Source organism: Thalassospiraceae bacterium LMO-SO8 (assembly GCA_031655335.1).
Classification (GTDB): Bacteria; Pseudomonadota; Alphaproteobacteria; order Rhodospirillales; family Casp-alpha2; genus UBA1479.
Window position 1 is genome coordinate 3,379,561 of record CP134226.1, and the last position, 26,243, is coordinate 3,405,803.

Consider the following 26,243-nt stretch of genomic DNA (forward strand, 5'->3'; position numbering starts at 1 on the left):
ATTGGTCTTGCGGTGGCACGGCGCATCCCGAAAAATGCGAACTTCCTAATCGATCTTGAGGGTAACGACATGGCGGAGACTTTGGATGCGCGCGGCCTGAAATGCCCGCTTCCCGTTCTCAAGGCAAAAAAGGCCCTGAAGCCGCTGGCGGCGGGCGATACGCTGACGGTGATCGCAACGGATCCCAGCGCGCCCAAGGATTTCGAGGAATTCTGCGCCGCCACGGGCTACGGCCTGGTCGAAAGCCGCGCCGAAGGCGGGGAATTTACCATCGTCGTGCGCAAGACCTGACCATGACGGCATCTGCCACGATGGAGAGCGGGCCACGACGGGGAGCGGATAGCGCACCTTGACCGAACCTCCGTACATCACCGAACACGCCGACGCCGGGGGGGCGCGGCCCCTGGCGCGTCTGACCCTGGTGCTTGCCGTGGCGGTGGGGTTGACGCTCTGCGCCGCCGCGGTGCCCATTCTGGTCGGTGCCGAACGTCTGATCGCCGCCGTCGGCGGCTGGGTCACGGGCTACGAGGTCGAGGTCAAGGGCAGCGCCCAATTGCGCTTTTGGGGGACGCCGGGGCTTGACGCCGATGACGTCATCCTGCGTCTGCCGGGCAACCGTTTCGTTCCCGTGGACAGCCCGCCGCTGTTGCGCATCGCGCGGCTGGAGGCCGATCTTGACCTATGGGCCCTGGCGCGCGGCGCCGTGCGGGCGCGCCGCCTTGCCCTGGTGCGGCCCAGCCTGCGGCTCGACCGCGGCCCGGATGGGGTCAATAACTGGAGCATCCGGGGCAAGCCGCGTCTGGACGGCGAGGCGCCGCCGCCGGGGACGCCGGCCTTCAAGGTATCCGGTCTGCCGGGGGCCGAGATCGCGGCGCTGACGATCGAGGGCGGCGCCTTGCGGTATACCGACGCGGGGCTCGACCGCGACGTCACCCTCGACGGCATTTCCATGGAGGCCGGCATCGCGCGCGCGTCCGAGGGCCGCGTGCTGCGCCTGCGCGGCGATGCCCGGTTGCGGAGCGAGCCCGTCTATGTCGAGGCCGAACTGCACCGTCTCAACGATTTCCGCGACGGCATCCGCGTGCCGTTCAAGGTCATGCTCGACGCGGCGCCGGGCAGTCTCCTGGTGCGCGGCACCGTGGCCCATCGTCATCGTTGGGCGCTGAGTGCCGGGATCGACCTGGACCTGGATGATCCCAAGGCCCTGGCCGCCGCCTGGCCGCCGACCCCGGCCGACCTGATCGGTCAGACCTCGGCCCGCCTGCAGGCGGACGTGAAGGGCGGGCGCATCGACCTTGCGCTTCGCAGCCTGATCCTGGGCGCGACGGACATGACGGGGCGCGTCGCCGTCGACCTGGACGACAAACTGCCGCTGATTGAATTGGACCTGGAGGCCGGGGCCTTCGACATGCGTCACGCGGTCGCCGCGGCACGCCTGGCCGGATTGTTTCAGCCGGCGGCGGGGTCGGCGCCGCGCCGCTTCGCCATCGGTGGGCGGGGGCGGATCAAATGGGCGCGCCTGAAGGTGCCCGGGATCGACCTGGGCGCGGGCGGAATCGGCCTGTCGTGGCGCACGGGGGAGCCGAACCTGGCGGCCGATGTCGGCTCGCTGCCGCTGTTCGGCGGCACGGTCAGCGCGCGCTTGGAAGCCACGGCGAATGAGGGCAAGACGGCGTTGTCCCTGGCGCTTTCGGGCAGCGACCTGGATGCCGCCCTGATGACGGCCAGCCTGCTGGGCGGGCACGGCGTCGACGGCCGCCTGCACGGCAATCTGGATGTTCTGGCGGTGGGGGCCTCGGGGCCGGAGATGCTGGCGGCCACATCGGGCGGCGGGCGCGTGACGCTGTCGGAAGGGCGCATCTTCGGATCGCCCCTGCAACGCGCGGTCGACAAGGACAAGCGGTCGATCGGGCTCGGCCGCGCGTCCATGGACTTCACGATCGAGGGCGGTCTGGTCGCCAGCGAGGAACTGCTTCTGGATTTCGAGGTCGGCCATGCCCGCGCGGGTCTGACCTGGGACATGCCGTCGGGCGATGTCACGGTGACGTTTCAGCCATCGCCTGTGTTCGAGGGCAAGGATGCCCCGCCGGTGGTGTCGGGCCCGTTGTGGGAGGTGTTGCTGGCGCGGTAGAGGGCAGAATGAAGAAGCGTGTTTAGAACACCAGTTCGCCTTCTTCGTCGCCGGTGGCGATGACGATTTCGCCGCTGTCGGCCAGGTTCTTGGCGACCTGCACGATGGCCGACTGAGCCTCGTCCACGTCCTTCAGGCGCACCGCCCCCATGGCCTCCATGTCTTCCTTCATCATCTTGCCGGCGCGTTCCGACATGTTGGAGAAGAACAGATCCTTGACCTCGTCCGACGCGCCCTTGAGGGCCAGCGCCAGCTGTTCCTTCTCGACCTGACGCAGCAGGGTCTGGATGCCGCCCGGGTCGACCTTGATCAGGTCGTCGAAGGTGAACATCAGCTGCTTGATGCGCTCGGCGCTTTCGCGGTTGCGTTCCTCGAGCGCCGTCATGAAGCGGTTTTCCGTGTTGCGGTCGAGCGAGTTGAAGATGTCGGCCATCAACTCGTGGCTGTCGCGCCGGGCCGTGCGCGCCAGGTTGGTCATGAACTCGTTGCGCAGGGTGCGTTCGACGTGGTCGACGATGTCCTTCTGCACGGCCTCCATGCGCAGCAGGCGCATGATCACTTCCATGGCGAAGTTTTCCGGCAGCAAGGCCAGCACCCGCGACGCGTGGTCCGGTCGGATGCGCGACAGGATGACGGCGACGGTCTGCGGATATTCGTTCTTCAGGTAGTTGGCGAGCACCGCTTCGTTCACGTTGCCCATCTTGTCCCACATGGTGCGGCCGGCCGGGCCGCGCATTTCTTCCATGATGTTGTCGACACGCTCGCCCGACAAGGCGGCCTTCAACAGACGTTCGGCGGCGTCGATGGAGCCGACCAGACCACCCGCCGACGACAGCTTGTCGGCGAATTCGACGAATAGGCGTTCGATGACCGAGGAATGGACGTTGCCGAGGGACGACATCGCGGCGGACAGTTCGCGGATTTCCTCGTCGTCCATGCGCTCGAACAGCAGGGCCGCCTGGTCCTGGTGCAGGGACAGCAGGAAGATCGCCGCTTTTTCCGTGCCGGATAGGGCTCGATAGTCGTCCTTGATGCGGGCCATTTTCACTCCGAAAGGGATTACAAGAGCTAGACCAACAAGAGCGGCGAGAGCTTACGCCCGGACCACCGAAAAATCAGCCAGAATTGTCTGCCGTATGTCTTTCTTTACGCCCTTATTGGTTAACAGCTCATTTACCCGAATATCGTAGGGTTTAGGGAGTTGAAATACGTATTCCGGAGACATTTTATGTTCCGCATCACACCCTCGTCACGCATTCGCCCGGCCGCCGCCGCGATCTTGATCGCGCAACTGGCCGCGCCGCTCGCTGCGGGTGCCGCCCATGCCGCCGATGCCGGACGCATCACCGGGCCGGACATCAACCGGCCCGGCGTGGCCCTGCCGCTGGATCGTCAGGGCGGCGGTTCCGTGGTGCGTCAGGCGCAGCCGGGGAACAGCGACGGCACGGGCGGTAGCGGGGGTGAGCAATCCCAGGTCCAGATGACCAAGGAGCCGAGCCTGTTCATTCATCCGGCGCGCGGGTTCTCCCTGCCGCTGCCGGCCGGCGTCGCAGTGTCCCACCGGGGCAAGGAAATGCACGTCGCCGTGCGCTCGCCCAAAGGCTATGTCATGAATTTGCAGACCGGCGACAGCAATCCGCTGGTGCCGCTCACGGGCATGCAGGGGCGCCTGGAATCGCATTACCTGAACGAACAACGGGGGCCCTGGCTGCGCAAGCTGGCGGACGGCACCACCGCCGTCGCGGGCCTGCCGGCGATCGACGCCATCTATCAAGGCCACCGCACGAAAACACGGGTCATCATCGCGCGCGGCGCCCGCACGGATTTCGTGTTCACCTTCACGGCGCCGCTCGACCTTTATGACGAGCACATTCAGATCTTCAATTGGGTGCTGACCAACTTCGTGCCGGGCGAGGGCGAACGTCCGGCCCAGGCGCCGGTCGCCGACGCCACGGACGCCAAGGCACCGAAGACGCCGGTCAACGTGCCCGTGCGGGCCGGCGACCACGTCGCGTCCATGGCCGCCGGCCGCCCCGAACCGGGACCTTCGGCGGCGCCGCCGCCCGACATGAAGCGGTTCGTCGAACCGGGCTACGGCTTCCTGATGGACTATCCCAAGCAATGGACGGTGTCCAAGCCGACGGCCTTCACGGCGACCTTCAGCGGCCCGGAAGGGGCGGCGTCCCACGACGCCGTCGTTTCCGTGCAGAACGTCAATCCGGCGGGGGCGCGGACGGGCGACGAGTCGGCCGTCATGGCGACGGCGGATCTGTTGAAGGCGCTGGAGGCGGGAACCCGCGGCATGACCGTGCTGGGCGAGGGCAAGTTGGCTGAATCTCCCGGCTCTCAGTTCATCGCCCGATATGAATATTCCGGCAAGGCCTACCGCAAATGGGCCGTCGTCGTGCCCCGGCCCGAAGGCACCATCGCCCATATCTGGTCGTTCACGGCCCCCGAGGGATCGTTCGACAGCTTTCGGCCCGTCGCCGAATCCATGCTTCGGTCCTGGACCCTGACGCAGTAGACTGCGGTCTTGCGGCCGCTTCCGGCCGCCCGCAGGGTGACCGGGACGAACGGCATGCGCCAGTTCACGCAACTCATTGGAAAATGGGTATTTCCCATTCGTCGAACCGCCCTTTGCGCGGTGCTTGTTCTGGCGGCCGTCATCGGCCTTGCCGGTGCCGCCCCGACCGCCCGCGCCGACGGCGCCCTGCCGCCGGTCGATGATCTGGTGAAGGCGTTCGAGACCGTCGCCTTCGGTTCGGAAACCAAGACGTTGGCCGCGCGTTCGACCCTGCTGCGCTGGGACACGGACGAGATCGCCGTCAATATGACCCAATTCATGAGCGAGGGAACGCGCGAACTGAAGCCCGTGCCGGCCCAGGATTTCTGGGCCAAATTCGCGTGGAACCACCTGCGCACGCTGGAAAATTTGACGGGACTGTCCTTTGTCGATTCCATTGCCGCCAAGAAGCGCCCGCGCCTGACCATCGTGTTCACGCCCCGCGACCTGTTGGTCAAGGTGCCGATCCCGGGCGTCAGCGCCAAGTTGCAGCAGGAACTGTCGGCGCCGGGCGGATGTTATTTCCTGTCCTTCGCCGGGGGGCGGATGGGCGCCTTGGACCGCGCCTTCGTCGTCGTCAACACGGACCGCGACGGTTTCCTGATAGACCATTGCCTGCTCGAGGAACTGACACAGTCCCTGGGCCTGCCGAACGACACCGATTTTCTGCGTCCGTCGATCTTTTCCGACCACGACACGCTGCGCAAACTGAGCCCGACGGACGAAATCCTGGTCCGCACGCTGTACCACAAGCGCATGTTCGCCGGCATGACGCGCAAGGCGGCCGTGATCATGGCTCGCCTGCTGATCGCCCAACAGTTGGCGGCGAAGCGGTAAAAGCGTACCTTTTCAAGGGCTCAGGCCGTTTAGGGGTAGCGGATTGTTAACCCCTGACGGGTAGGTTGGGGGTACGTTCCGGCCCATCTGCGGCCTGGCCGGGCAAACTGGGGTGACATGATTCCACGGGCAGAGACCTTCGGTGCGGTCTTCGGTCCTGCGTCCGCTCGCGGCGCGGGCTGGGAGCTTGCGGCCGCGGGCGTGGTCCGCGCGGTGCTTTGGCTCACCCTTCCCATGCTCATATTGCAGGTTTTCGACCGGGCCCTTCCGGGGGCGCGGAGCGATGACCTGATCCTTCTCGCGGCGGCCGTCGCCACGGCGCTTGCCGTGCGCGCCGCGATTGATCTGGCGGTCGCGTCGTTGGCGGAAACGTCCGCCCAGGCAGAGGCGCGCGCCGGCAGTTGGGCGGCCATCGCCCGCCTGTTTTCGGGGGAGTCTTCCGCCGCGCCGCCGGTCGGCGCGATTTCGGTGCCGGCGTCCCATGTATCGATTCTGACCGGGTTGCCCATTCTTGCCATGGCGCTGGCTTACCTCGCGGGGGTAATGGCGTTGCCGGCGATCCTTCTTGCCATGGCCGCGGCGGGGGCGGGCCATGTAATCCATCGCGGAGAGAAGTCCGCGCCTCCCGCCGACGGCATCGCCGAACGCATCCTGGATGTTCTCTGGACGGTCAAGGCCATGGGGGCGGAAAACCTTATTCTGCGCCGGGCCGAGGGGGCTGCCCGCGACGCCGCCACGACGGACCGCAATCGGGTGCGGTCCCTGTTCGCGGCCGGCCGGGCGGCGGCTCTGTTCGACCGCGCCACCCTGGTCCTGGCCATCCTTACGGGAACCGTGCTCTGCCTGAACGGGTTGATCACGGTGGGGCAGTTGGCGGCGGGGGTGCTGATTTCCTCGGCCCTGGTGCGCGGCGCGTTTCGCGGCACGGCTGCCTGGGCCCTGGCGCGGACGGGTCGAGACCAGAGTGACGCGGCGGCACCGGCCGCGGATACGCCGCAGGAACCGCTGCCCCGCGTGACCGGCAATCTGATGCTCAACCGGGTCAGCCTGGACCAGCCCGCCGACGGCCTGCGCGCCGTGGCGCGGAACCTGTTCGACCGTATCCGCATCGAGGCCGAGGTGGGCGAAATGGTTCTGGTCACCGGCGGCGATGCCCAGATGCAGTCGGCGCTGTTGCGCCTGATGGCCGGGCTGGAACGCCCGCAGTCGGGAACGGTGACCGTCGACGGCTATGACCTTACCGCCTATCGCCCCGATAGTATCCGCCGCCAGATCGCTTATGTGCCGAACCTGGGCAATATCCTGCCGGGCACCCTGCTGGAAAATTTGACGGGCTTCGATTCCGGCCGTGCCGCCGATGCCTTGGGCGCGGCCCGGCTGACCGGGTTGGATGCCCGGGCCGCCAGTCTGGTCGATGGGTTCGACACGCGCTTGCAGGGCGGGGCGGCGGGTTTTCCCGCCGGGTTCCGGCAGCATGTCGCGGTGACCCGCGCACTTGCCTTCAAGCCCAAGATTCTGCTGCTCGACCGCGCCACGGAAAATCTCGACAGCCAGGATGTGCGCACGGTCTCGGAAGTGCTGGCGCGGCTCAAGGGCCGGGTCACCATCGTTTTCGCCTCGACCCAGGCAGGACTGCGCGCCATGGCCGACCGCCAGATCGACCTCGACAGCCTGAAGCCGGCACCGGAAATCGGCGCGGCCGGCGACGAAGCCGAGGAGGGCGGGGCATCCCCCTTCCCGGGGCCGGACGGGGAGGGCTGAGACGGTGGGCCGCATCCCTCATTTCGAAGCGACGGAAGCCCTGTTCACCCGCGCCTTGTCGGCGGGGTTGGACCGCGTTGTCGAAGCGGAGGCCACTCGTCCCCCGGGGCCTTGGCGCGCGTTGCGCCTCAATCGGTTGGAGGGGATCGATCCTCACGCCCAGGTGCCGCCGCCGTTGCTGGCCCTGTCGCCCGATGCCGCCGTCGGTATTGCCGAGCCGGCGCCCGAGGAGGCACCGCCCAGCCCCCAGGACCTGGAACTGGCGCTGTCCGAGGCCGTGGACCTGCCCGACGACTGGGCCATGGCGGCGTCGCTGGCGGGCGGCACCAACATCGCCCACTGCCTGCGTGAACTGCTTCAGGCCCTGGATTGGAATGGGACGCCGCGCCAGGTGGTCGAGGCTCTGCCGACCCTCAACGCGCCGCTGGATGCTTCCGGCGCGGCGGCGGCTCTGACCCGGCTCGGGTACCGCTCGCGGTCGTTCCGCGCCCGGCTGAACGAATTGGGGCCGCAGGATTTCCCGGCCCTGTTCATCACCAGATCCGGCGACACCCTGGTGCTGGAGCGGTTCGGCCAGAATTCCCTGCCCGGGTTCGACGGGGCGACACGCACCCGCCGGCCCATCGCCCGTGACCGGCGCGCCGGACGGGTGCATGTCTTCACCGCCGCCGAACCGATGGGCGATGCCGCGCCACCGGCGGAATCGGTTGCCTTCCTCCGATCGTTGCTGCGGGGCCGGCTGCGCGCCCTGGGAGCCTTGGCGTTGGTCCAGGGAATCCTGGCGTTGGCCGCGCCGGTGTTGCTGTTGGTGGCGCTCGACGATGCCGTGCCCTCGGCGGCCTTGCCCATGATTTTGTTCTTCGCCGGGGCGGCGGCGCTTGCCGTGGTGTTCGAGATTCCGTTCCGTGCCTGGCGGGATCGCATGGCCGTCCCCGTGGCGACGGCGGCGCAAGGCCTTGCCCTCGACGCCCTGACGCGCACTCTGTTCCTGCCGCCGGAAACCCTGAAGGACACGACTGCGGGCGTGCGGCGCAGCCGGTTCGATGATTTTCACGCGGGCGGCGCCGAGCCGCCGGTGCGGCTGGTGCGGGCGGCCCTCGGCCTGCCGGCCGCGATGATCGCCCTTGCCGCCGTGGCATATCTTGCGGGCGCATTGGTTGCTGTCCCCGTCGCCGGGGTCTTTGCCATCGCCGTCACAGGTTGGGTGCTGAGGGGTGGGGTGCGCAGCACGACGGCACGGGCCGTCGCCGCCGCCGGAGCCTTCGCCCAACACTGGTTTGAATCCGCCCGTGTCCGTGCCGACATGATCGCGACCGGCTGCGAGGATGCCGTTGCCCGGCGGATCGCGCGCGCCGCCGCCGAGGCCGCCCGCACCCGGCGCGATGCCGCGGACCGGACCCGCCGTGTCACCTTGATCGGGCGTTGGATCGCGGGTGCCGCCGTTGCCGCGACGGCGGTGGCCGGGGCCTATCTGAGCCTTTCCGACGGCCTGACCCAAGGCGCCCTGGCGGCATCGGTCCTGTTGACGGCGGTGGCCCTGCGTGCCGCCGCCCGCGTGACGGACGAGGCCGGCAGCGCCGCGCGCCTGTGGTGCGGCCTGACCCAGGCGGGACGCCTGTATGCGATCCGGCCCGAGCGCAGCCCGTCGCGACCGTCCTTGCCGCCGCGCACCTTGGCCGGGCATGTCGATGTCAGCGGCCTGTCCACGGCGTCCACGGGGGGGATCGAAATGCCGCTCGACGGCGTGTCGCTTTATGCCGATCCCGGTGAAGTCGTCGCCGTCGTCGGCGACTATCAATCGGGCAAGTCGGCGCTGCTGCGGGTGCTGGTCGGTTTGGAGCCCGCCGCCGCCGGGCATGCTCGCCTGGACGGCGTGGAAACGGGGCTGTTCGATCCCGTGCAGCTGCGCCAGTCCGTGGCCTACGTGCCGGAGGCGCCGGAATTCCTGCCGCTCTCCATCGAGGACAATTTACGCTTGATGAACCCGGTCGCCTCAGAGGCGGACATTCAATCCGCCTGCAATCTCGCCGGCGTGATGGAGGACATCCGCGTGTTGGAAACGGGTGTCGGCGGCAACCGGCGGTTCGGCCTGGCCGTCAACATGGGGTTGATCGACCACGACCCGCAGCCGGGATTCTTGAAGCGCGTTGGGCTGGCCCGCGGCTATCTTCGCCACAGCGGCCTGCTGCTGCTCGACGGGCCGGAACGCCATTTGGATCCGGACGGCGAACAGGCCTTGCTGCGCGCCATCGAGGAATTGCGCGGCACCACGACCGTCATCGTCGCCACGGACCGGCCGCAGATCATCCGTCTGGCCGATCGGGTGATCTGGCTGGAAGGCGGGCGGACCCGCGCCGAGGGACCGTCGTCGGCGGTCCTTGAACAGCTTTACGCGGAAGGGCGGGTCGGCCAGACTCTCGCTGAACAATGACCCAGCCCGGCACCACTCCGTCCTATACCGCCGAAACCCAGGCACCGGCCCAGGGGCAACCGGCCCTTGCCGTGCTGGAAGACGGCACGGCGTCGGCCGGGGAAGGCCGTCGCCTCCAGTGGTCGCGGGGCATGATCGCGGGGCTCGTCGTTCTTGTCGCGGCCGTGGGGGTCTGGGCATTTTTCGCCGAGGTTCAGGAAACGGTCGAGGCCGAAGGCGCCGTCGTGCCCGCCGGTCAGGTGCGTGCGGTCCAGCATCTTGAGGGCGGCGTGGTGGTCGAGGTTCTGGCCAAGGAAGGCCAGTTGGTCGATCAGGGCGCGGTGCTGCTGCGTCTCGACCCGGCACAGATCAAGGCGCGGTACGAGCAGGCGCGCATCGAGGAGGCGGCGCTTGCCCTCAAGGCCGAACGCCTGCGCGCCATCGGCGACGGCCGCGAGCCTAATTTCGGTTTCGCCGACCCGCAGTTCCAATCCCTCGTGCAGGACCAATGGGCCGTCTACAACGGCTATCAGCGAGCCCAGGAAAACCGTCGCATCATCCTGGAATCGCGCATTCAACAGCGTCAGGCCGACCTTGACCGCCTGAAGGGCGAGGACGAAACCCTGACCCGCAAGGCGCAGATCCTGGCCGAGGAACTGGCCATGCGGGAAGAACTGTTCCGCAAGGGGCTGAGCCCCAAGATCCTTCTGCTCAACGTGCGCCGTCAGGTCGCCGACGTGCGCGGCGACATGGCCACGGTCATCACCCGCCGCGAGAAACTGACCCAGGCGGTCGAGGAGGCGAAGACTGAGCTCGACGCCCTGGAAAGCCAAAGCCGCGAGGAAGCCCTGGCCGAGTTCGGCTTGGTCACCGCCAAGCTGGCCCAGGCCTCGGAAGAGGTAAAGCAACTGGCGGCGCGGGTTGCCGCCTTCGACATCCGCGCCCCCGTGAAGGGCTTCGTGAAGGGCATCGGCGGCTATGCCAAGGACCGCGTCGTGCCCGCGGGGGCGACGGTGATGGAGATCGTTCCGGTCGATGACGACCTGATCGCCGAGGTTCGTCTGGCCCCCCGCGACATCAGCCGCGTCACCGTGGGCCAGCCGGTCGCCGTGCAGATTACCGGCGCGGGATCGGGGCGCGCGGGGTTGGTCGGTGGCGAATTGCGCGACGTATCCGCCGGCACCTTCACGGACGCGTCCGGCAAGCCCTATTACCGCGCCACGGTCGTCCTGGATCAGTCGTTCATCGGTGAAGACCCCAACGCCAACAGAATCCTGCCGGGCATGGAGGTCAGCGTGCGCGTGCGCACGGGGCGGCGGACCTTGCTGGAATATCTGTTCCGGCCGGCATCGGCGCCCCGGCGTCTTCTATAGAGAAAGCGGCGCGTCAATCCGACGGCGGCAGGGCGTCGGCCATTTCCGCGGCCAGCTCGATGATGCGCCGGGTTTCCGACCACAACTCCAGGGCGGGCACATCGGCGAGCGGCATCCACAAAGCATCGGCGGCGTCACCGGCGGCCTGGGGCGCGCCCGCGACCCAGCGGCAGACCACGTCGATCAGGGTGTAATGGAACTGCAGGCGGCCATCGTCGTCCCGGGTCATGCTGTCGACCACGTCGATCAGGCCCAGGACCTCGGCTTCAATGCCCGTTTCCTCCATAACCTCGCGTAGCGCACCTTCGTGCACGGTTTCGCCCACGCGCTGCGCGCCGCCGGGCAGGGACAGACTGCCGAGGCGCGGCGGTTTGCCGCGGCGGATCAACAGCACCTGATCGTCCTTGAGGACGACGGCGCCGATGCCGACGATGGGACGTTCGGGATATTCGCGGCTCATGCGGGGTGGGCGGGCATTGGAAAATAGACTCCCCTTGGCGAGTGGAGCGGGTACACTAGCCGCAACGGCGCATGCCTGGAAACGGGAAACGAAAAACGTCGCCGGACGGGTTGTGAGCGGTCGCGCGTCGGCCGAATACGGACAGAAAACGAGGGTTCGGACATGTCGGTCACGGGCGTGCTTGAACGGAAAATGTATCAGGCGGGCGATCGCATCTTCAAAGAGGGCGACGAAGGCCTGTTCGCCTATCTGGTGCAGAGCGGGTCCGTCGAAATTTACCGCGAGGGTTCGGGGGAGGTGCTTAGCACCATCGGCGCCGGCGGTATCTTCGGCGAGATGGCGTTGATCGACGGCAAGCCGCGGGCGGCCTCGGCCCGGTCGGCCGGCGGCTGCACCGTGGTCGTCATTAACCGCGCCAATTTCCAGCACCGCATGAAAAAATCGGACCCCTTCGTTCAGGGCCTGTTGAAGATTCTGGCGGAAACCGTCCGGCGGATGAGCAAGTGATCCCATCGCACGGGAGGCAAGGGACCGCTTGATGTTCGACGGCTTTCAACAGGATCGCCGGAAGATCGGAGGCGTCGCCGTCAATTTCCGCATGGGCGGCGAAGGGCCGCCGGTTCTGCTGCTGCACGGTTACCCGCAGACCCATGCCATGTGGCACAGGCTGGCCCCGTTGATGGCGCGGCACTACACCCTGGTCATGCCCGACCTGCGCGGCTATGGCGACAGCGGCAAGCCGCCGACGGACGCGGAGCACGCGCCTTATTCCAAGCGTGCCATGGCGGGCGACCTGGCGGGCCTGATGACGGACCTGGGGTTCGAGAAATTCGCCGTGGTCGGCCACGACCGGGGCGGGCGGGTCGGCCACCGCCTGACCGCCGACAACCCGGACAGAGTGGCGCGGCTGGCCGTGCTCGATATCGCGCCGACGGAACACATGTACCGCCTGACGGACATGGAATTCGCCACGGGCTATTATCATTGGTTCTTTTTGATCCAGCCGGCCGATCTGCCGGAACGCATGATCGGCGCCGACCCGGAATTCTTCCTGCGCCGCAAGATGGGGCAGTGGAGCGGCAAGGGGACCCTGTTCGACGATGCGGCCATGGCCGAATACGTCCGCTGCTTTTCCATGCCGGAAACCATTCATGCGTCCTGCGAGGACTACCGCGCGGCGGCGACCATCGATATGGTCCACGACCGGGACGACATGGCGCGGGGCGCCAAGCTGACCTGCCCGGTGCTGGCCCTGTGGGGCGCCAAGGGATTGGTCGCGCGCAAGTTCGACGTGCTGGCCGCGTGGCGCGAACGGGCCGGGGACGTGACCGGCGGCACCCTAGATTGCGGCCATTTTCTTGCCGAAGAGTTGCCCGACGATACTTTCGCCCGGCTTCGCGACTTCCTTGGCGAGGGGCCGTGGGGGTAAGACGGGGTTGAGAATTTTCACATTTGAACCGGGAAACAGAAGGCACTTCTTCATATGAGTGACGAGACGCAACACGGCGACCAGACTCCCGCATCCGACGCCAAACCGCCGTCGACCGGGTTCTTCCCGCGCATGCGGGCCTACTTCTTCGCCGGCATTCTGGTGACGGCGCCGATCACTTTCACCTTCTATCTGGCTTGGCTGCTGATCCATTTCGTGGACAACACCATCCGGCCGCTGATCCCGGTCAAGTACAACCCGGAAACCTATCTGCCCTTCGCCCTGCCGGGCCTGGGCCTGTTCGTGCTGATCGTCGGTCTGACCCTGACCGGCGCCCTGACGGCGGGGTTCATGGGCCGGTTCTTCATCAAGCTGAGCGAACACGTCCTCAACCGCATGCCGGTGATCCGCAGCGTCTACAACGCGACCAAGCAGATTTTGGAAACGGTGCTGGCGCAGCAGTCGAATGCGTTCCGCGAGGCGGTATTGGTCGAATACCCCCGGCGCGGCATGTGGGCCATCGCCTTCATCACCGGCACGACGACGGGCGAGGTGCAGAACGTGACGCAGGAGGAATGCATCAACATCTTCATTCCGACGACGCCGAACCCAACCTCCGGATTCCTGCTGTTCGTGCCCAAGGAAGATTTGGTCAGTCTGGACATGTCCGTCGAGGAAGCGATCAAGATGGTGATTTCCGGCGGCATCGTCACGCCGCCCGACCGGCGGCCGGCGGCCTTGAAGAACCAGCCCGTGACCTCGGCCCGGGTGTACGAAGAGCTGGAGGTTCTGCGCGAAACCGAAAACACGCCCGTGGTCCTGGCCGCCAAGCGCCCCGGCGAAATTCAAAAGGAATTACAGGCATCGCTGCCGGCGGGTGAACGCGGGCGGACCAAGAAGCCGAAGAACGGCGAGAAGGCCTGACAGGCCAACCTAACCTGACCGCAGGGTCCGCGCCGCCGCGTCCCGTTCGAACAGGTAGAGCAGGACGCGCAGGGCCGCGCCCCGGTCCGACTTGAGGTCCGCGTCCCGGTTAAGGGTCAGTGCCGCGTCGTCCCGCGCCATGGCCAGCAGGTCGCCATGGTGGGCGATGTCGGCAAGGCGGAAGGTCGGCAGGCCGCTTTGCCGCGTGCCCAGCAGTTCCCCGGCACCCCGCAGTTTCAGGTCCTCCTCGGCGATGCGGAAACCATCGTCCGTTTCGCGCAGGATCTTCAGCCGCGCCCGCGCGGTCTCCGACAGCGGCGGCGAATAGAGCAGCAGGCAGGTACCTGGCTTGGCGCCGCGCCCGATGCGCCCGCGCAACTGGTGCAATTGGGCCAGGCCGAAACGTTCCGCGTGCTCGATCACCATGACCGTGGCGTCGGGCACGTCGACGCCGACCTCGATCACCGTGGTCGCGACCAGGATCTGCACGGGACCATTCGCGAAGGCGTCCATGACGGCGTCTTTTTCCGATGCCTTCAGGCGTCCGTGAACCAAGCCGACGCGGTCGCCGAACACCTGTTTCAAATGGGCGTAACGGTCTTCCGCCGCTGCGGCGTCGATCTTTTCCGATTCCTCGACCAGCGGACAGACCCAATAGGCCTTGGCTCCGGTCGCAAGGGCGCGCGTCAGACCGTCGACGACCTCGGCCAAGCGGTCGGCGGGCAGGGCGCGGGTATCGATGGGCGCGCGGCCCGGCGGTTTTTCGATCAGGCGCGAGGCCTCCATGTCGCCGTAGGCCGTGAGCATCAGGGTGCGCGGGATCGGCGTCGCCGTCATGACCAGCACGTCGCACTTGCGGCCCTTGGCGGTGATGGCGAGACGCTGATGCACGCCGAAGCGGTGCTGTTCGTCGACCACGGCGAGGGCAAGGTTCTTGAACGCGACGTCTTCGGTGAACAGTGCATGGGTGCCGACGGCAAGGTCCGTCCTGCCTTCGGCCAGGTCGGCCAGGATCGCGTCCCGGGTCTTGCCTTTCTCCCGCCCGGTCAGAAGGGCGATGGACAGACCGGCCGACTTGGCGAGCGGTTCCAGGGTCGCGAAATGCTGGCGGGCGAGAATTTCCGTGGGCGCCATGAGAACGGCCTGGGCCCCGGATTCGACCGCCCGCGCCATGGCCAGTAGCGCCACCAGGGTCTTGCCTGACCCGACGTCGCCTTGCAGCAGGCGTAACATGCGTTCGGGGGCCGCCATGTCGCCGGTGATCTCGGCCACGGCCATGACCTGGGACGGCGTCAGCTTGAAGGGCAGGGCCTTGGTGATCCGGTCCATGATGCGGCCATCGCCGGTCACGGTACGGCCCGCCACCTTGCGCATGTCGCGGCGCACCAGGGCGAGGGCAAGCTGGTTGGCCAACAGCTCGTCATAGGCGGCGCGGCGGCGGGCGGGGGCGTCGGGGGCCGTATCGGTCTGGGTTTGCGGATGGTGCAGGGCCGTCATGGCGTCGCGCCAGGCAGTCCAGCCTTCCCGCGCGGTGACGGCGGGGTCGAGCCAGTCGGGCAGGTCGGGCGTGGCCTCGAGGGCGGCCAGCACCGCACGCCCGAAGGTCTTGGGCGACAGGCCGGCGGTCATGGGATAGACGGGCTCGGCCTTGAGAATCTGGTCGCGTTCGGCCACCGGCACGATGTGATCCGGATGGGTGATTTGCAGGTTGTCGCCGTAGCGTTCGATGACGCCTGAGACGACGCGGGTTTCGCCCTCGGGCAGGATCTTGGCCAGGTAGTCGTCCCGGGCGTGAAAGAATACCAGGGTCAACATGCCCGAATCGTCCGAGACCTGGACCTTGTAGGGCTGGCGGCGGTTGTGGGGCTTGGCGTGGGGGCCGACGGTCACGGTCAGGGTGGCGACGCGCCCGGCCTCGGCCTCGGCGATCTTGGGCGCGTAGCGGCGGTCGACGATCCCGGTCGGCAGATGGAACAACAGGTCGAGCAACCGTCCGCCACCGCACAGCTTTTCGATCACCGCACCCACGCGCGGGCCGACGCCGGGCAGCGTCGTCACGGGCTTGAAAAGTGGGAACAGGATTTCCGGGCGCATTTGGGGCGGAGCCTTTTCGACGGCTGACAAGGCGGGTTGAAGCGACTATATCCTACGTCCCCCGACGCGATCTTTCGATAGGAACCGGCCCCCAAATGGACGCCCGCCGCAAACGCATCCTTTTCCGCGCCCAGCACTGCGGCATGAAGGAGAACGACATTATCCTGGGCGGCTTCGCCGAGGCGCGGATCGAGGCCCTGTCCGAGGCCGACCTGGACGCCTTCGAGGTGCTGTTGAAACAGCCGGACAACGACGTCTACACCTGGGTCTCGGGGCGCGAAGCGCCGCCCGCCGAATTCGCGACGAACCTGATGCGCCAGATTCTCAGCTTCAATGACAATGACCACTAACCGCAAGACCCCGTGACCGGCATGGAAAAACATTGGTATTCGCCCGGCGTGCGCCGCGTGTTCGGCGTGCCCGGCGGGGCCGAGGCCCTGGTGCTGGCCGACGCGGCGCGGGCGGGAAAAACCGTTCTGTTCATCGCCCGCGACGACGTGCACATGGACCAGGCGGCGGAGGCCCTTGCCTTCATGGCGCCGGACCTTTCCGTGCTGACCTTTCCCGCCTGGGACTGTCTGCCTTATGACCGGGTGTCACCCAAGACCGACATCGTCGCCCGCCGCGTCGGCACCCTGACCGAGCTGCGTCACGGCGTGAGCGGGAAGGGCGCGCCGCCGGTCGTGCTGACGACCGTGTCTGCGGCCCTGCAACGGGTGCCGCCACGCGCCTATTTCGACGACGCCGGGCTGACCCTTCGTGTCGGCGACCGTACGGGACCGGAAAAGGTTCTGGAAAGCCTGGCCCATGCGTCCTACCAGCGGGTCGAAACGGTGTACGAGCCCGGCGAATACGCTGTGCGCGGCGGCATCATCGACATTTATCCGGCGGGGGCGGCGAACCCCGTTCGCCTGGATTTCTTCGGCGACGAACTGGAACAGGTCCGCAGCTTCGACCCCACGACCCAGCGTTCCGACGCCAAGCTCGACGGTTTCGCGATCCGCCGGGCATTGGAGGCCCCTCTGGACGCGGAGGCGGTGTCGCGCTTTCGCTCCGGCTACCGTGTCGCCTTCGGCACGGGCGGCGACGACGATCCCTTGTATGAAAGCATCTCCGCCGGGCGCGCCCACCCGGGCATGGAACATTGGCTGCCCCTGTTCCACGACGGCATGGACACCCTGTTCGATTTCCTGCCCGACGACGTGATCGTGGCGTTGGAGCCCCAGGCGGGCGAGGCGACGGAAGGCCGGCTTGCCATGATCGCCGATTATCATCAGGCGCGGGTGGAAATGGCGAACACGCCCCAGGGCGCCATGGCGGGCGTGCCTTACCGGCCCTTGCCGCCCGAGCAACTGTATTTGGCGCCCGACGAATGGCGGCAGATCGAGGGCGGGATGAACGTGCGCGAACTGTCGGCCTTCGATGCCGCCGGTGACTGGCCCGACGCCATCGACCTGGGCGGTCGGCCGGGCCGCGAATTCGGCGACGTGCGGGCCCGGCCCGACGCCGACGTGTTCCAGGAAACGGCGGCGCATCTGAAGGCATTGTTGGCCGAAGGCCACACCGTCGTGGTCGATACCTATTCCGAAGGTGCCCGCACGCGGCTGATCACCGTGCTGGCGGAGCGCGGCGTGACGCTGACGCCCGCCGCCGACTGGCAGGCGGCGCTCAAGGGGCCGGGGGCGTCGGCGATCGTCCTGGGCCTGCCGCGGGGGTTCGTGCTGCCGGGCCGGGTCACGGTGGTGTCGGAGCAGGACATCCTGGGCGAGCGCGTGGTGCGCCGCCACCGGGTCAAGGTGCGCCCGGAAAACCTGATCGCCAGCGTATCGGACATCAACGAGGGCGACCTGGTCGTCCATGCGGAGCACGGCATCGGGCGCTACGACGGATTGCAGACCATCGACGTCGGCGGCGCGGCCCACGACTGCCTGATGCTGGTCTATGCCGGCGACGACAAGCTGTTCATTCCGGTCGAGAACATCGAGGTCGTCACGCGCTATGGCTCCGAAGGCGGGCCGGGACAGTTGGACCGCCTGGGCGGGGCCGCCTGGCAGGCGCGCAAGGCCAGGATGAAGGCGCGCATCCGCGACATGGCGGAGAAGCTCATGCAGGTCGCGGCGGCGCGGCTGCTGAAGGACGCGCCGCGCCTGGAAGGGCATCCGGGGGCTTACGACGAATTCTGCGCGCGCTTTCCCTATGACGAAACGGAAGACCAGCTGCGCGCCATCTCCGACACCCTGGAAGACCTGGCCAAGGGCCTGCCGACGGACCGGCTGGTGTGCGGCGATGTCGGCTTCGGCAAGACCGAGGTCGCGCTGCGCGCCGCCTTCACCGCCGCCCTGACCGGCAAGCAGGTCGCCGTCGTGGTGCCGACGACGCTGCTGGCCCGCCAGCACTTCAAGACGTTCCAGGAACGTTTCGCCGGGTTCCCCGTGAAGATCGGGCAGTTGTCGCGCCTGGTCACGGCCAAGGACGCGGCCAAGGTGAAGGAAGGCATGGCCAAGGGCGACATCGACATCGTCGTCGGCACTCATGCGCTTCTGGCCAAGGACGTGCGGTTCCGCGACCTGGGCCTGCTGATCATCGACGAGGAACAACACTTCGGCGTCGCCCATAAGGAACAGCTGAAGCAGCTGAAGACCAACGTCCACGTCCTGGTGCTGACCGCGACGCCGATCCCGCGCACCTTGCAGATGGCGCTGTCGGGCCTGCGGGAAATGAGCCTGATCGCCACGCCGCCCGTGGACCGGCTGGCCGTGCGCACCTTCGTGTTGCCGTTCGATCCGGTGATCATCCGCGAGGCCATGGTGCGTGAACTGCACCGGGGCGGGCAGGTCTATTACGTCTGCCCGCGCGTGTCGGATCTGGACGGCGTCGCCAATCAGATCACGGAAATGATGCCCGACGCCCGCATCGCCCTGGCCCACGGGCAGATGAAGCCGCGCGATCTGGAAGACGTGTTCCAGGCCTTCGCCGACGGCGCCTATGACGTGCTGGTATCCACCAACATCATCGAATCGGGTCTGGATCTGCCGCGCGTCAACACCATCATCATGCACCGCGCCGACCGCTTCGGGCTGGGCCAGCTTTATCAGCTGCGCGGCCGGGTTGGGCGGTCGAAGATCAGGGCCTATGCCTACTTGACGGTGCCGGCGCGGGGCAAGTTGACGCCGACGGCGGAAAAACGGCTGGAGGTCATGCAGACCCTCGACACCCTGGGTGCTGGCTTCACCCTGGCCAGCCACGACATGGACATCCGGGGGGCCGGCAACCTGCTGGGCGAAGAGCAGTCGGGCCACATCAAGGAGGTCGGGGTCGAGCTGTATCAGCGCATGCTGGAAGAGGCCGTGGCCGAGGCCAAGAGCGGCGGCGGCGAGAGCGCTGTGGACGAGGATTGGAGCCCGCAGATTTCCCTCGGGACCGAGGTGTTGATCCCCGACCATTACGTCGCCGACCTGAGCCTGCGCCTGGATCTGTACCGCCGGATTTCCAGATTGTCCGGCGACGACGAGATGGAGGACCTGGCGGTCGAACTGATCGACCGCTTCGGGCCGATGCCGGAAAGCGTGCAGAACCTGCTGGACCTGGTGCGGCTCAAGGGATCGTGCCGCCGCGCCGGGGTCGCCAAGGTCGATGCCGGGCCGCGCGGCGCCACCGTGCAGTTCCGCGGCGACGACTTCGCCGACCCGGCGGGGCTGGTGCAGTGGATCACCCAGCAGAAGGGCAAGGCCAAGCTGCGCCCGGATCACAAGCTGATCTACGTCAGCGACTGGCCGGACAAGGCGACGCGGACCAAGGGCGTGCGCTTCCTGGTGTCGCAATTGGCGGCCATCGCGGGCAAGGCGGCGTAAGGGGTTTCTACTAGTAGGAAATCAGTGAATGATCTTCGTGCCCGCCTGGGGGGCGACGACGGGTTCGCCCACGGTCAGCGCCAATCCCCATTCCGCCTTCTGCACCGTGGTCGCGACCATGTGGCAGAACCCGTGCAGCAGTTTCTTGTCCAGGGTCACCGTGACGTTCATGTCGTTGGAGGTCTGAAACCCCAGCACCAGTTTCTTGCCGTCCCAGGGTTTGACCTTGGCGCCGACCACGATCATCGGACCCGTGTTGGCGGTCAGGTCGACCGTGTCCTCGTCATGCTTGCGGGAAAAATCGGAGTCCTGCACGGCGGCCTGATGTTCCATGCCCAGAACCGCGTCGCGTACCTTGGCCGGTACGTCGGCGACCGGGGGAGGGGATTCGGAGGCCCCGGCGGGGGCGTCCCCGCCTTTGACTTGCGGTCGCAGGCCGCTGAGGTCCGCCGTCTGCGCCAACTGGCCGCCCAGCGCCGGCCACATCGCCGCGACAAAGCGGCGGGTCAGCCACAGGCGGTACTCGGTCTTTTCGTTGGTCGCGATGCGCAGCATCATGCGGTCCTCGGTGGGCACGTAGGTCACCGTCATCTGATGCAGGCGTTTTGTCACGGCCGGGTCGCGTTCCCGGCTCAGGCGGCCGAGGCGGCGGCGTCGAGCATGCGCGCCAGGATCTGCGGTTCCTGGGCGCCGGAAATCACCATGGGGCCGGCGAACACGAAGGACGGCACGCCGTTGACGCCGAGGCGGTGGGCGCGGGCATTGTCCTGGGTCACGGCGTCCAGGTCCGTGTCCCCGGCCAGATAGGCCCGCAGGTCGGCGCGGTCGAGGCCGTGCCGGTCGCCGATGTCGAGCAGCACCTGTTCCTCGCCGATGTCGAGGCCGTGGACGAAATAGGCGACGAACAGGGCTTCGACCACCGCGTCGGCGGCGCCGCCCTGGCGGGCGACGTATTTGACCAGGCGGTGGGAATCGATGGAATTGGGGGTCTTCTGGATGCGGTCGAAGGCGAAATCGATCTCGACCGACTGGCCCGCCTCGCCGATCGCGCCGTAGATGCGCCGCACCCGCGTTTCCGATCCGAACTTCTTGACCAGATAGGCCGTGCGGTCGACGCCGTCGGGCGGCAGTTCGGGATTCAACAGGAACGGCCGCCAATGGGTGGTGACGTTCAGGTTGGGGCGCAGGGCCAACGCCTGATCCAACCGGCGCTTGCCGATGTAGCACCAGGGGCAGACGGTGTCGTAGATGATTTCGATGTCCACGCGGCGGGCCCTTAATCCCTAATCAGGACAAAGTATAAGGGGGCGGCACGGACGTGCACACCCCCTTGATACCCGGTCTGCCGACGGGGAGGGGAGGACCGGCTGGCCGGTGTCTCAGTGGCCGAAGCGGGGCCGCGGCTGATAGAGCGCCCGATTGAAGGCCGCCCATTCCGGCGGGGAATAGGGGTAGGCCGTGGCGGCCGGGGTCTTCTTGGGCCGGTTGAAGATGAAGCCGCGAAACAGAATGATGTGCGAGAGCATGCCGTGGTCTCCTTTCATGGTGGAGAATCGCTGGACATGAATATACGCACATTGTGCGTGAAAATCCATAAAAATGCGCACAATGTGCGTTTATGTGTGGCGGGATATCTAAAGGTCTATATGTTTTCGCGCAATGTTTCGGGCCTGTGCAGACACTTAGCCGCGCCGCGCCGTTCGGGAAAAACTTTGGTCTATAGGGCCTGAACCGAAGATCGGAATGGGGCTGCTGTGACGAAAATCAGCGCCGCGCGTCCGGCACCCGCAGGATCAGGATGAACCCCACGACAAAGAAGGCGATGATTGTCGCCATGCCGTGGCGCTGGCTTTCGGCCATGCTGGTGGCCCAGGCGACGGCGGCGGGGCCGACGAAGGCCGTCGCCTTGCCGGCAAGCGCCATGAAGCCGAACATTTCCGTGCGCAGATGGTCGGGGGCGAGATGCGCCATCAGGGACCGTCCGGCCGCCTGGCCCGGGCCGACGAACAGGCCGATGCCGAGCGCGAAGGTCCAGAACAGCGCCTTGTCGGTGACGGAGACGATGGCGAACCCGAACACGATGAGGCCCAGCAAGGAGATCAGGATCGTGCGCTTGGGCCCGATCCAGTCATCGACCCAGGCCATGGCGAAGGCGCCGAGGCCGGCGGTGACGCTCATGCCGATGCCGAGCTGAATGACCTCGGCCTGTTCCATGCCGAAGGTGCCGGCGGCGTAGATGCCGCCGAAGGTGAACATGGTGCCGAGGCCGTCCATGTAGATCATGTAGCCGATCAGGAAGACGATGATGCCGTCGTAGTCCCGCGCGCGCTTCAGCGTGCCGCGAAGCGTGGCGATGCCGTCGCGCACCGCCGTCAGGGCGGGCAGGCCGCGGGACGGCGTGTCCGGCGTGAACAGGAACAGGGGCAGGGAGAACAGAGCCAGCCAGATCGCGACGAAGGGTCCGGAAATGCGTACGTGCTCGGCCGTTTCCTTGTCGAGGCCCAGCCACGGCACTTCGGGCTGCACGAAGCCGACCAGCAGCACGACCAGGCAGACGATCCCGCCCGCATAGCCGAACCCCCAGGCCCAGCCCGACAGACGCCCGATGCGGTCGCGTCCGGCGACGTCGGGCAGCATGGCGTTGTAGAACACGGTCGCCGTCTCGAAGGTGAAGTTGGCGGCGGCGGCCAGGACGAGCGCCAGCACGACCGATGACGGGGAGGGCTCCACATACCACATCAGCGCGGTCGCGATCACCAGTCCCAGGGTGAACACGAAGATCCAGGGCTTGCGCCGCCCGCCCCGGTCGGCGATGGCGCCCAGGACCGGCGCCGTGACCGCGACGCAGAACGACGAGGCGGAAATGGCGTAGCCCCACATTTCCGTGCCGGCGATGGGATCGGCGGCGACGGCCTTGGTGAAATAGGCGCTGAACACGAAGGTCGAGATAACGGCCGCATAGGCCGAATTGGCCCAGTCGTACATGGCCCAGGCGAGCGCACCCAGGAACGACGCGGGTTTCGTCGGTGCCGCATGCTGCGGTTGGTCAGTCATCGGCGAGGGGACATGTTGGGGGGTATCCAGCGGCGGTTCGTTGATGGGAGGACCGTAGGCTGGATCGCCGATGGCAGGCAAGGAAGTTGCGGTGCGATTATCGAACGGTGTTGCAATGATGGCGCAGACTCGCCATACGGCGGCCATGATTGCCGGGCAAAACCTGTTGGATCGACGATCATCTTCAACAACACGGTTCGCGAAAGTCACGCATGCAGAACGATCCCAATGAAATCGCAAAAAACTTGATCCAGGAACATGGATTGGACGACGCCCTTTCGGTCGCCATCGAAGGCGCGATCGATGCGCAACGCGCGGGCGACAACTATACCCTGAGCGTCTGGCGGGAAATTAAGGCCGTCATCCGCAAGCACATCACCGAGCAAGCGGCGTAAGGCATCAGAAAGGCAGGGTTTTAAACGGGCGGGGCGGAATTAAGCAGGCGCAGGCGAAAATAGCTGGTGCCGCCTTCGCTGAATTCCGCGGTCAGGTCGCCGCCCATGGCCCGCATGATCGACCGGCTGATCGGCAACCCCAATCCGGCGCCTTTGCCGCGCGCGGATTTGCTGCCCCGGGAAAATTTTTCGAAGATTGTCGCCGCGTCTTCCTGGGACACCCCGCCGCCGTTGTCCATGATGTCGATCAGCACGTGTTCGCCGTTCCTATAGGCGTTGATGCGCACCTCCGGCTGGTCGGAATCATTGTATTTCACGGCGTTCGACAGGATGTTCAGCAGAACCTGATGCAGCCGGTCCTCGTTCGCTTTGACCCATAGCGTATCCTGTTCATATTCGATGTTGACGTGAACATTGGCGTTCCTTGTCACGCCAGACATGGCGTCCAGGGCCGCCGTGATCGCAGCCTTTATTTCAATGCGCCTGATTTGCAGGTTCACGGTGCCGGACTCGAACCGGCTGATATCCAGCAGTTCATCCAACAGGCGCGTCAGCCGGCGGCTTTCGTCATGGATGATGGAGACGAAGCGCCTTTGATCGGCGAGCGATATCGGGTCTTCGGTGGTCAAGGTTTCCGAAAAGGATTGGATCGATGTCATCGGCGTGCGGAGTTCGTGGCTGATCTGACTCAGGAATTCGTCCTTCTGAGCATCCAGGACTCGAAGGCGTTCGTTCACTTCGCGAAGCTGTTGGGCGGTGCGTTCCAGCTGCGCGGATTTCTCGGACAATTGCCGGGACGTTTCCACGAGCTGCAACGCTTCGTCGGCAATGTCGATCAGCTCGGTCATGCCGACGGTCTCATGGCCTGCGATGCGTGACACCATCGCGTGGGCCGAGGCCGCGCCGATGGAGCCGGCCAGTTCCCGTTCAAGTCTGGCGACGACCGCGTCGCTGGCCAGGGGAAGCCCGGTGGTTCCCTGTTCATGCGCCATTTCATCGAAAAGCCGGCGGGCCGCGTCGGTGCCAAGGATACGTTGGGCCAGGATGAACAAATCTTCCGAGTCGGCGGTGCTGGTGGCGACGGTCGACGGGGCCCCTCCCGACGAACGGAAGACGTCCACGAACATCGCCGCTTGAAACCGTTCAAGCGTGCCCGCATTGGTCAGGTTCGACACGATGAGGAACGTCAGGGCGTTGGTCCCGACGCTCCAGATGACGGCATGAACCAGGGAATCCATCCCCTTGAATCCGAACAGCGCCTGGGGCCGCAGCATGTCGATGCCCCATGGGCCGCCCGCCAGCGTTGCTGCACTGAGCACGAAGTCGCCTCCGAAGCTGGGAAGGAACAGCGTGTAGGCCCAAAAGATGAACCCCACGACCAGACCGGCAAAGGCGCCCGTCCCGGTTGCGCCGCGCCAGAAAATCCCGCCGAGCAGGCTGGGCAGGAACTGAGCGACGCCGACGAAGGCGATCAAGCCGATTGCCGCCAAGGCATCGGATCCGCCGCTGGCCTGGAAATACAGAAAGCCAAGGCCGAGGATAAAGGCGATGCTGATCCGCCTGGACACCAGAAGAAGATTCCGGACATCGCCGCTGACCGCGCGCGTTCCCTGCAACAGGCGCAGCGCGACCGGCATCACGATATGGTTGGACACCATGGTCGATACCGCAATCGCGGCAACGATCACCATGGAGGTCGCCGACGAAAACCCGCCCAGGAACGCAAACAACGCCAGTTCGTGCCTGTCATGGGCGAGCGGTATGGTCAGGACATAAAGATCCGGGTTCGACGTCGTTGGCATGACCTGAAGGCCGACCAGCGCGATGGGCATGATGAAGATGGTCATGCCGAATAGGTAAAGCGGGAACAGCCAGGACGCCGTCGTCAAATGGCTTTCTTCCACGTTTTCGACCACCGTCACCTGAAACTGCCGTGGCAGACAGATGATTGCGGTTGCGGACAGGAACGTCAGGGTAATCCACCTTGGGCCGAAGATATCGCTGGAGCCGCGGATGACGTCGGGATGCACGTTTTCGAAGATATCGGTGAAGCCGTCGGAAATGCCGTAGGTGACAAAGAACCCGACGGCGAGCAACGCGAGTAATTTGATGATGGCCTCAAGGGCGATGGCGGCGACGACCCCGTGATGGCGCTCGTTGGCATCAAGGTTTCGCGTTCCGAACATGATCGTGAAAAGCGCCATGCCGGCGGCCACCCAGAACGCGGTGGTGATGGCATCCGCGTCACTGGAAATGATCTGATAGCTTCGGACCACGGATTGAAGTTGAAGCGCGATGTAAGGCGTGGTTGCGATCACCGCGATCAAGGTGACGAGCACGGCAAGGCTTGAGCTTTTGCCGTAGCGCGATGAAATCAAGTCGGCGATGGACGTGATCCGGTGGGCGCGCCCGATCCGGACCAGCTTGCGCAGAATCCACCACCACCCGACAAAAACCAATGTGGGACCGAGATAGATGGTGACGAATTCAAGCCCGTTTCGGGCGGCCGAACCCACGGCGCCATAAAACGTCCAGGACGTGCAATAAACGGAGATCGAAAGGGTGTAGACGACGGGCGAGTGCAGCCAGCTTGTGCGGCTCCGCTGCGCCCGCCGGTCGACCACGAAGGCAATGGCGAACAGCAGGACCACATAGCCAAGACAGACCGTCAACAGGACATTGACGGAAATCATCAGTTCGCGGGATCGGTATCTGTTGGGGGGATGGGCTCGCCGCCGCCTTGGCGCGGTGGCGTCGCCAGTCTACCGGCATTGCTGAGCGGGCGGGCCATGACCGCGGCGCCCAATATCAACGCGGCCCAAACCGTAAAGATGTACAGCAGCGGAATGGGCAGGCCGAAAAGATTGGCGTCGACCAGAACGACCTGTGCGAATGGCGGCATGACCATGGCAATGCCGACCAGCAGGATCGCCATCGACCGATCACGCGCCCGGCGCCCCG

At 66.3% G+C, this 26,243-nt stretch carries 22 protein-coding genes; 13 read left to right on the forward strand and 9 right to left on the reverse strand.

Annotated features, from left to right (window positions below; genetic code table 11):
- The first annotated feature begins 69 nt into the window (after nucleotides 1-69).
- On the forward strand, nucleotides 70-291 hold the full coding sequence (locus tag RJ527_16280; protein WND75580.1) for a sulfurtransferase TusA family protein: 222 nt from the start codon (nucleotides 70-72) through the stop codon (nucleotides 289-291).
- A gap of 58 nt (nucleotides 292-349) precedes the next feature.
- Complete coding sequence (locus RJ527_16285; protein ID WND75581.1) at nucleotides 350-2,131, forward strand: AsmA-like C-terminal region-containing protein; 1,782 nt, start codon at nucleotides 350-352, stop codon at nucleotides 2,129-2,131.
- 22 nt (nucleotides 2,132-2,153) lie between these two features.
- Here the strand turns inward: RJ527_16285 and fliG are convergent, their stop codons facing one another.
- On the reverse strand, nucleotides 2,154-3,173 hold the full coding sequence (fliG, locus tag RJ527_16290) for a flagellar motor switch protein FliG (protein WND75582.1): 1,020 nt from the start codon (nucleotides 3,171-3,173) through the stop codon (nucleotides 2,154-2,156).
- Between the two features lie 186 nt (nucleotides 3,174-3,359).
- On the opposite strand from fliG, the gene RJ527_16295 reads away from it, so the two are divergent.
- The 5 genes from RJ527_16295 to RJ527_16315 all read left to right on the forward strand — a co-directional run bounded on the left by RJ527_16295 (nucleotide 3,360) and on the right by RJ527_16315 (nucleotide 11,075).
- The gene (locus RJ527_16295; GenBank protein ID WND75583.1) at nucleotides 3,360-4,655 is read left to right on the forward strand and encodes a hypothetical protein; all 1,296 of its coding nucleotides are present in this window, start codon (nucleotides 3,360-3,362) and stop codon (nucleotides 4,653-4,655) included.
- A gap of 54 nt (nucleotides 4,656-4,709) precedes the next feature.
- Entirely contained in the window at nucleotides 4,710-5,531 is an 822-nt protein-coding gene (locus tag RJ527_16300; GenBank protein ID WND75584.1) for a DUF2927 domain-containing protein, read from the forward strand.
- A 117-nt stretch (nucleotides 5,532-5,648) separates the two neighbouring features.
- Nucleotides 5,649-7,292, forward strand: a complete 1,644-nt coding sequence (locus RJ527_16305) for an ATP-binding cassette domain-containing protein (GenBank protein WND75585.1) — start codon at nucleotides 5,649-5,651, stop codon at nucleotides 7,290-7,292.
- 4 nt (nucleotides 7,293-7,296) lie between these two features.
- Complete coding sequence (locus RJ527_16310; GenBank protein ID WND75586.1) at nucleotides 7,297-9,723, forward strand: ATP-binding cassette domain-containing protein; 2,427 nt, start codon at nucleotides 7,297-7,299, stop codon at nucleotides 9,721-9,723.
- Complete coding sequence (locus tag RJ527_16315) at nucleotides 9,720-11,075, forward strand: HlyD family type I secretion periplasmic adaptor subunit (protein WND75587.1); 1,356 nt, start codon at nucleotides 9,720-9,722, stop codon at nucleotides 11,073-11,075. Before RJ527_16310 ends, RJ527_16315 begins: the two co-directional genes overlap by 4 nt.
- Nucleotides 11,076-11,088: 13 nt before the next feature.
- On the opposite strand, the gene RJ527_16320 is transcribed toward RJ527_16315, so the two are convergent.
- Nucleotides 11,089-11,535: an NUDIX hydrolase gene (locus RJ527_16320; protein ID WND75588.1), complete on the reverse strand. Its 447-nt coding sequence runs from the start codon at nucleotides 11,533-11,535 to the stop codon at nucleotides 11,089-11,091.
- 162 nt (nucleotides 11,536-11,697) lie between these two features.
- Here RJ527_16320 and RJ527_16325 point away from each other — a divergent pair, with 162 nt between their 5' ends.
- Genes RJ527_16325 through RJ527_16335 form a run of 3 tightly spaced genes read left to right on the forward strand, consistent with a single transcriptional unit; the run spans nucleotide 11,698 to nucleotide 13,888 of the window.
- The gene (locus tag RJ527_16325) at nucleotides 11,698-12,042 is read left to right on the forward strand and encodes a cyclic nucleotide-binding domain-containing protein (protein ID WND75589.1); all 345 of its coding nucleotides are present in this window, start codon (nucleotides 11,698-11,700) and stop codon (nucleotides 12,040-12,042) included.
- A gap of 31 nt (nucleotides 12,043-12,073) precedes the next feature.
- Nucleotides 12,074-12,964, forward strand: a complete 891-nt coding sequence (locus RJ527_16330) for an alpha/beta hydrolase (GenBank protein WND75590.1) — start codon at nucleotides 12,074-12,076, stop codon at nucleotides 12,962-12,964.
- 54 nt (nucleotides 12,965-13,018) lie between these two features.
- The gene (locus RJ527_16335) at nucleotides 13,019-13,888 is read left to right on the forward strand and encodes a DUF502 domain-containing protein (GenBank protein ID WND75591.1); all 870 of its coding nucleotides are present in this window, start codon (nucleotides 13,019-13,021) and stop codon (nucleotides 13,886-13,888) included.
- A 9-nt stretch (nucleotides 13,889-13,897) separates the two neighbouring features.
- Here the strand turns inward: RJ527_16335 and recG are convergent, their stop codons facing one another.
- A complete protein-coding gene (recG, locus tag RJ527_16340) occupies nucleotides 13,898-15,982 on the reverse strand; it encodes an ATP-dependent DNA helicase RecG (GenBank protein ID WND75592.1) in 2,085 nt (694 codons plus the stop codon).
- A gap of 95 nt (nucleotides 15,983-16,077) precedes the next feature.
- On the opposite strand from recG, the gene RJ527_16345 reads away from it, so the two are divergent.
- A complete protein-coding gene (locus RJ527_16345; GenBank protein ID WND75593.1) occupies nucleotides 16,078-16,332 on the forward strand; it encodes a succinate dehydrogenase assembly factor 2 in 255 nt (84 codons plus the stop codon).
- Nucleotides 16,333-16,353: 21 nt separating this feature from the next.
- Nucleotides 16,354-19,833: a transcription-repair coupling factor gene (gene mfd, locus RJ527_16350; GenBank protein ID WND75594.1), complete on the forward strand. Its 3,480-nt coding sequence runs from the start codon at nucleotides 16,354-16,356 to the stop codon at nucleotides 19,831-19,833.
- Between the two features lie 21 nt (nucleotides 19,834-19,854).
- On the opposite strand, the gene RJ527_16355 is transcribed toward mfd, so the two are convergent.
- From RJ527_16355 to RJ527_16370, 4 genes are all read right to left on the reverse strand, one after another.
- The gene (locus RJ527_16355) at nucleotides 19,855-20,445 is read right to left on the reverse strand and encodes a hypothetical protein (GenBank protein WND75595.1); all 591 of its coding nucleotides are present in this window, start codon (nucleotides 20,443-20,445) and stop codon (nucleotides 19,855-19,857) included.
- A 20-nt stretch (nucleotides 20,446-20,465) separates the two neighbouring features.
- The gene (locus RJ527_16360; protein ID WND75596.1) at nucleotides 20,466-21,098 is read right to left on the reverse strand and encodes a DsbA family oxidoreductase; all 633 of its coding nucleotides are present in this window, start codon (nucleotides 21,096-21,098) and stop codon (nucleotides 20,466-20,468) included.
- Between the two features lie 114 nt (nucleotides 21,099-21,212).
- Nucleotides 21,213-21,359 (reverse strand): hypothetical protein, encoded by a 147-nt coding sequence (locus RJ527_16365; protein ID WND75597.1) that lies wholly within the window; start codon nucleotides 21,357-21,359, stop codon nucleotides 21,213-21,215.
- A 238-nt stretch (nucleotides 21,360-21,597) separates the two neighbouring features.
- Nucleotides 21,598-22,887 (reverse strand): MFS transporter, encoded by a 1,290-nt coding sequence (locus tag RJ527_16370; protein ID WND75598.1) that lies wholly within the window; start codon nucleotides 22,885-22,887, stop codon nucleotides 21,598-21,600.
- Nucleotides 22,888-23,099: 212 nt separating this feature from the next.
- Here RJ527_16370 and RJ527_16375 point away from each other — a divergent pair, with 212 nt between their 5' ends.
- Nucleotides 23,100-23,282 carry a hypothetical protein gene (locus RJ527_16375; GenBank protein WND75599.1) on the forward strand — a complete coding sequence of 61 codons (183 nt, stop codon included), beginning with the start codon at nucleotides 23,100-23,102 and terminating at the stop codon, nucleotides 23,280-23,282.
- A gap of 20 nt (nucleotides 23,283-23,302) precedes the next feature.
- Here the strand turns inward: RJ527_16375 and RJ527_16380 are convergent, their stop codons facing one another.
- Together RJ527_16380 and RJ527_16385 are read right to left on the reverse strand one after the other, a co-directional pair.
- Nucleotides 23,303-25,975, reverse strand: a complete 2,673-nt coding sequence (locus RJ527_16380) for a sensor histidine kinase (protein WND75600.1) — start codon at nucleotides 25,973-25,975, stop codon at nucleotides 23,303-23,305.
- Nucleotides 25,975-26,217, reverse strand: a complete 243-nt coding sequence (locus tag RJ527_16385) for a hypothetical protein (protein WND75601.1) — start codon at nucleotides 26,215-26,217, stop codon at nucleotides 25,975-25,977. The genes RJ527_16380 and RJ527_16385 overlap by 1 nt, the downstream gene beginning before the upstream one ends.
- Nucleotides 26,218-26,243 lie beyond the last annotated feature (26 nt).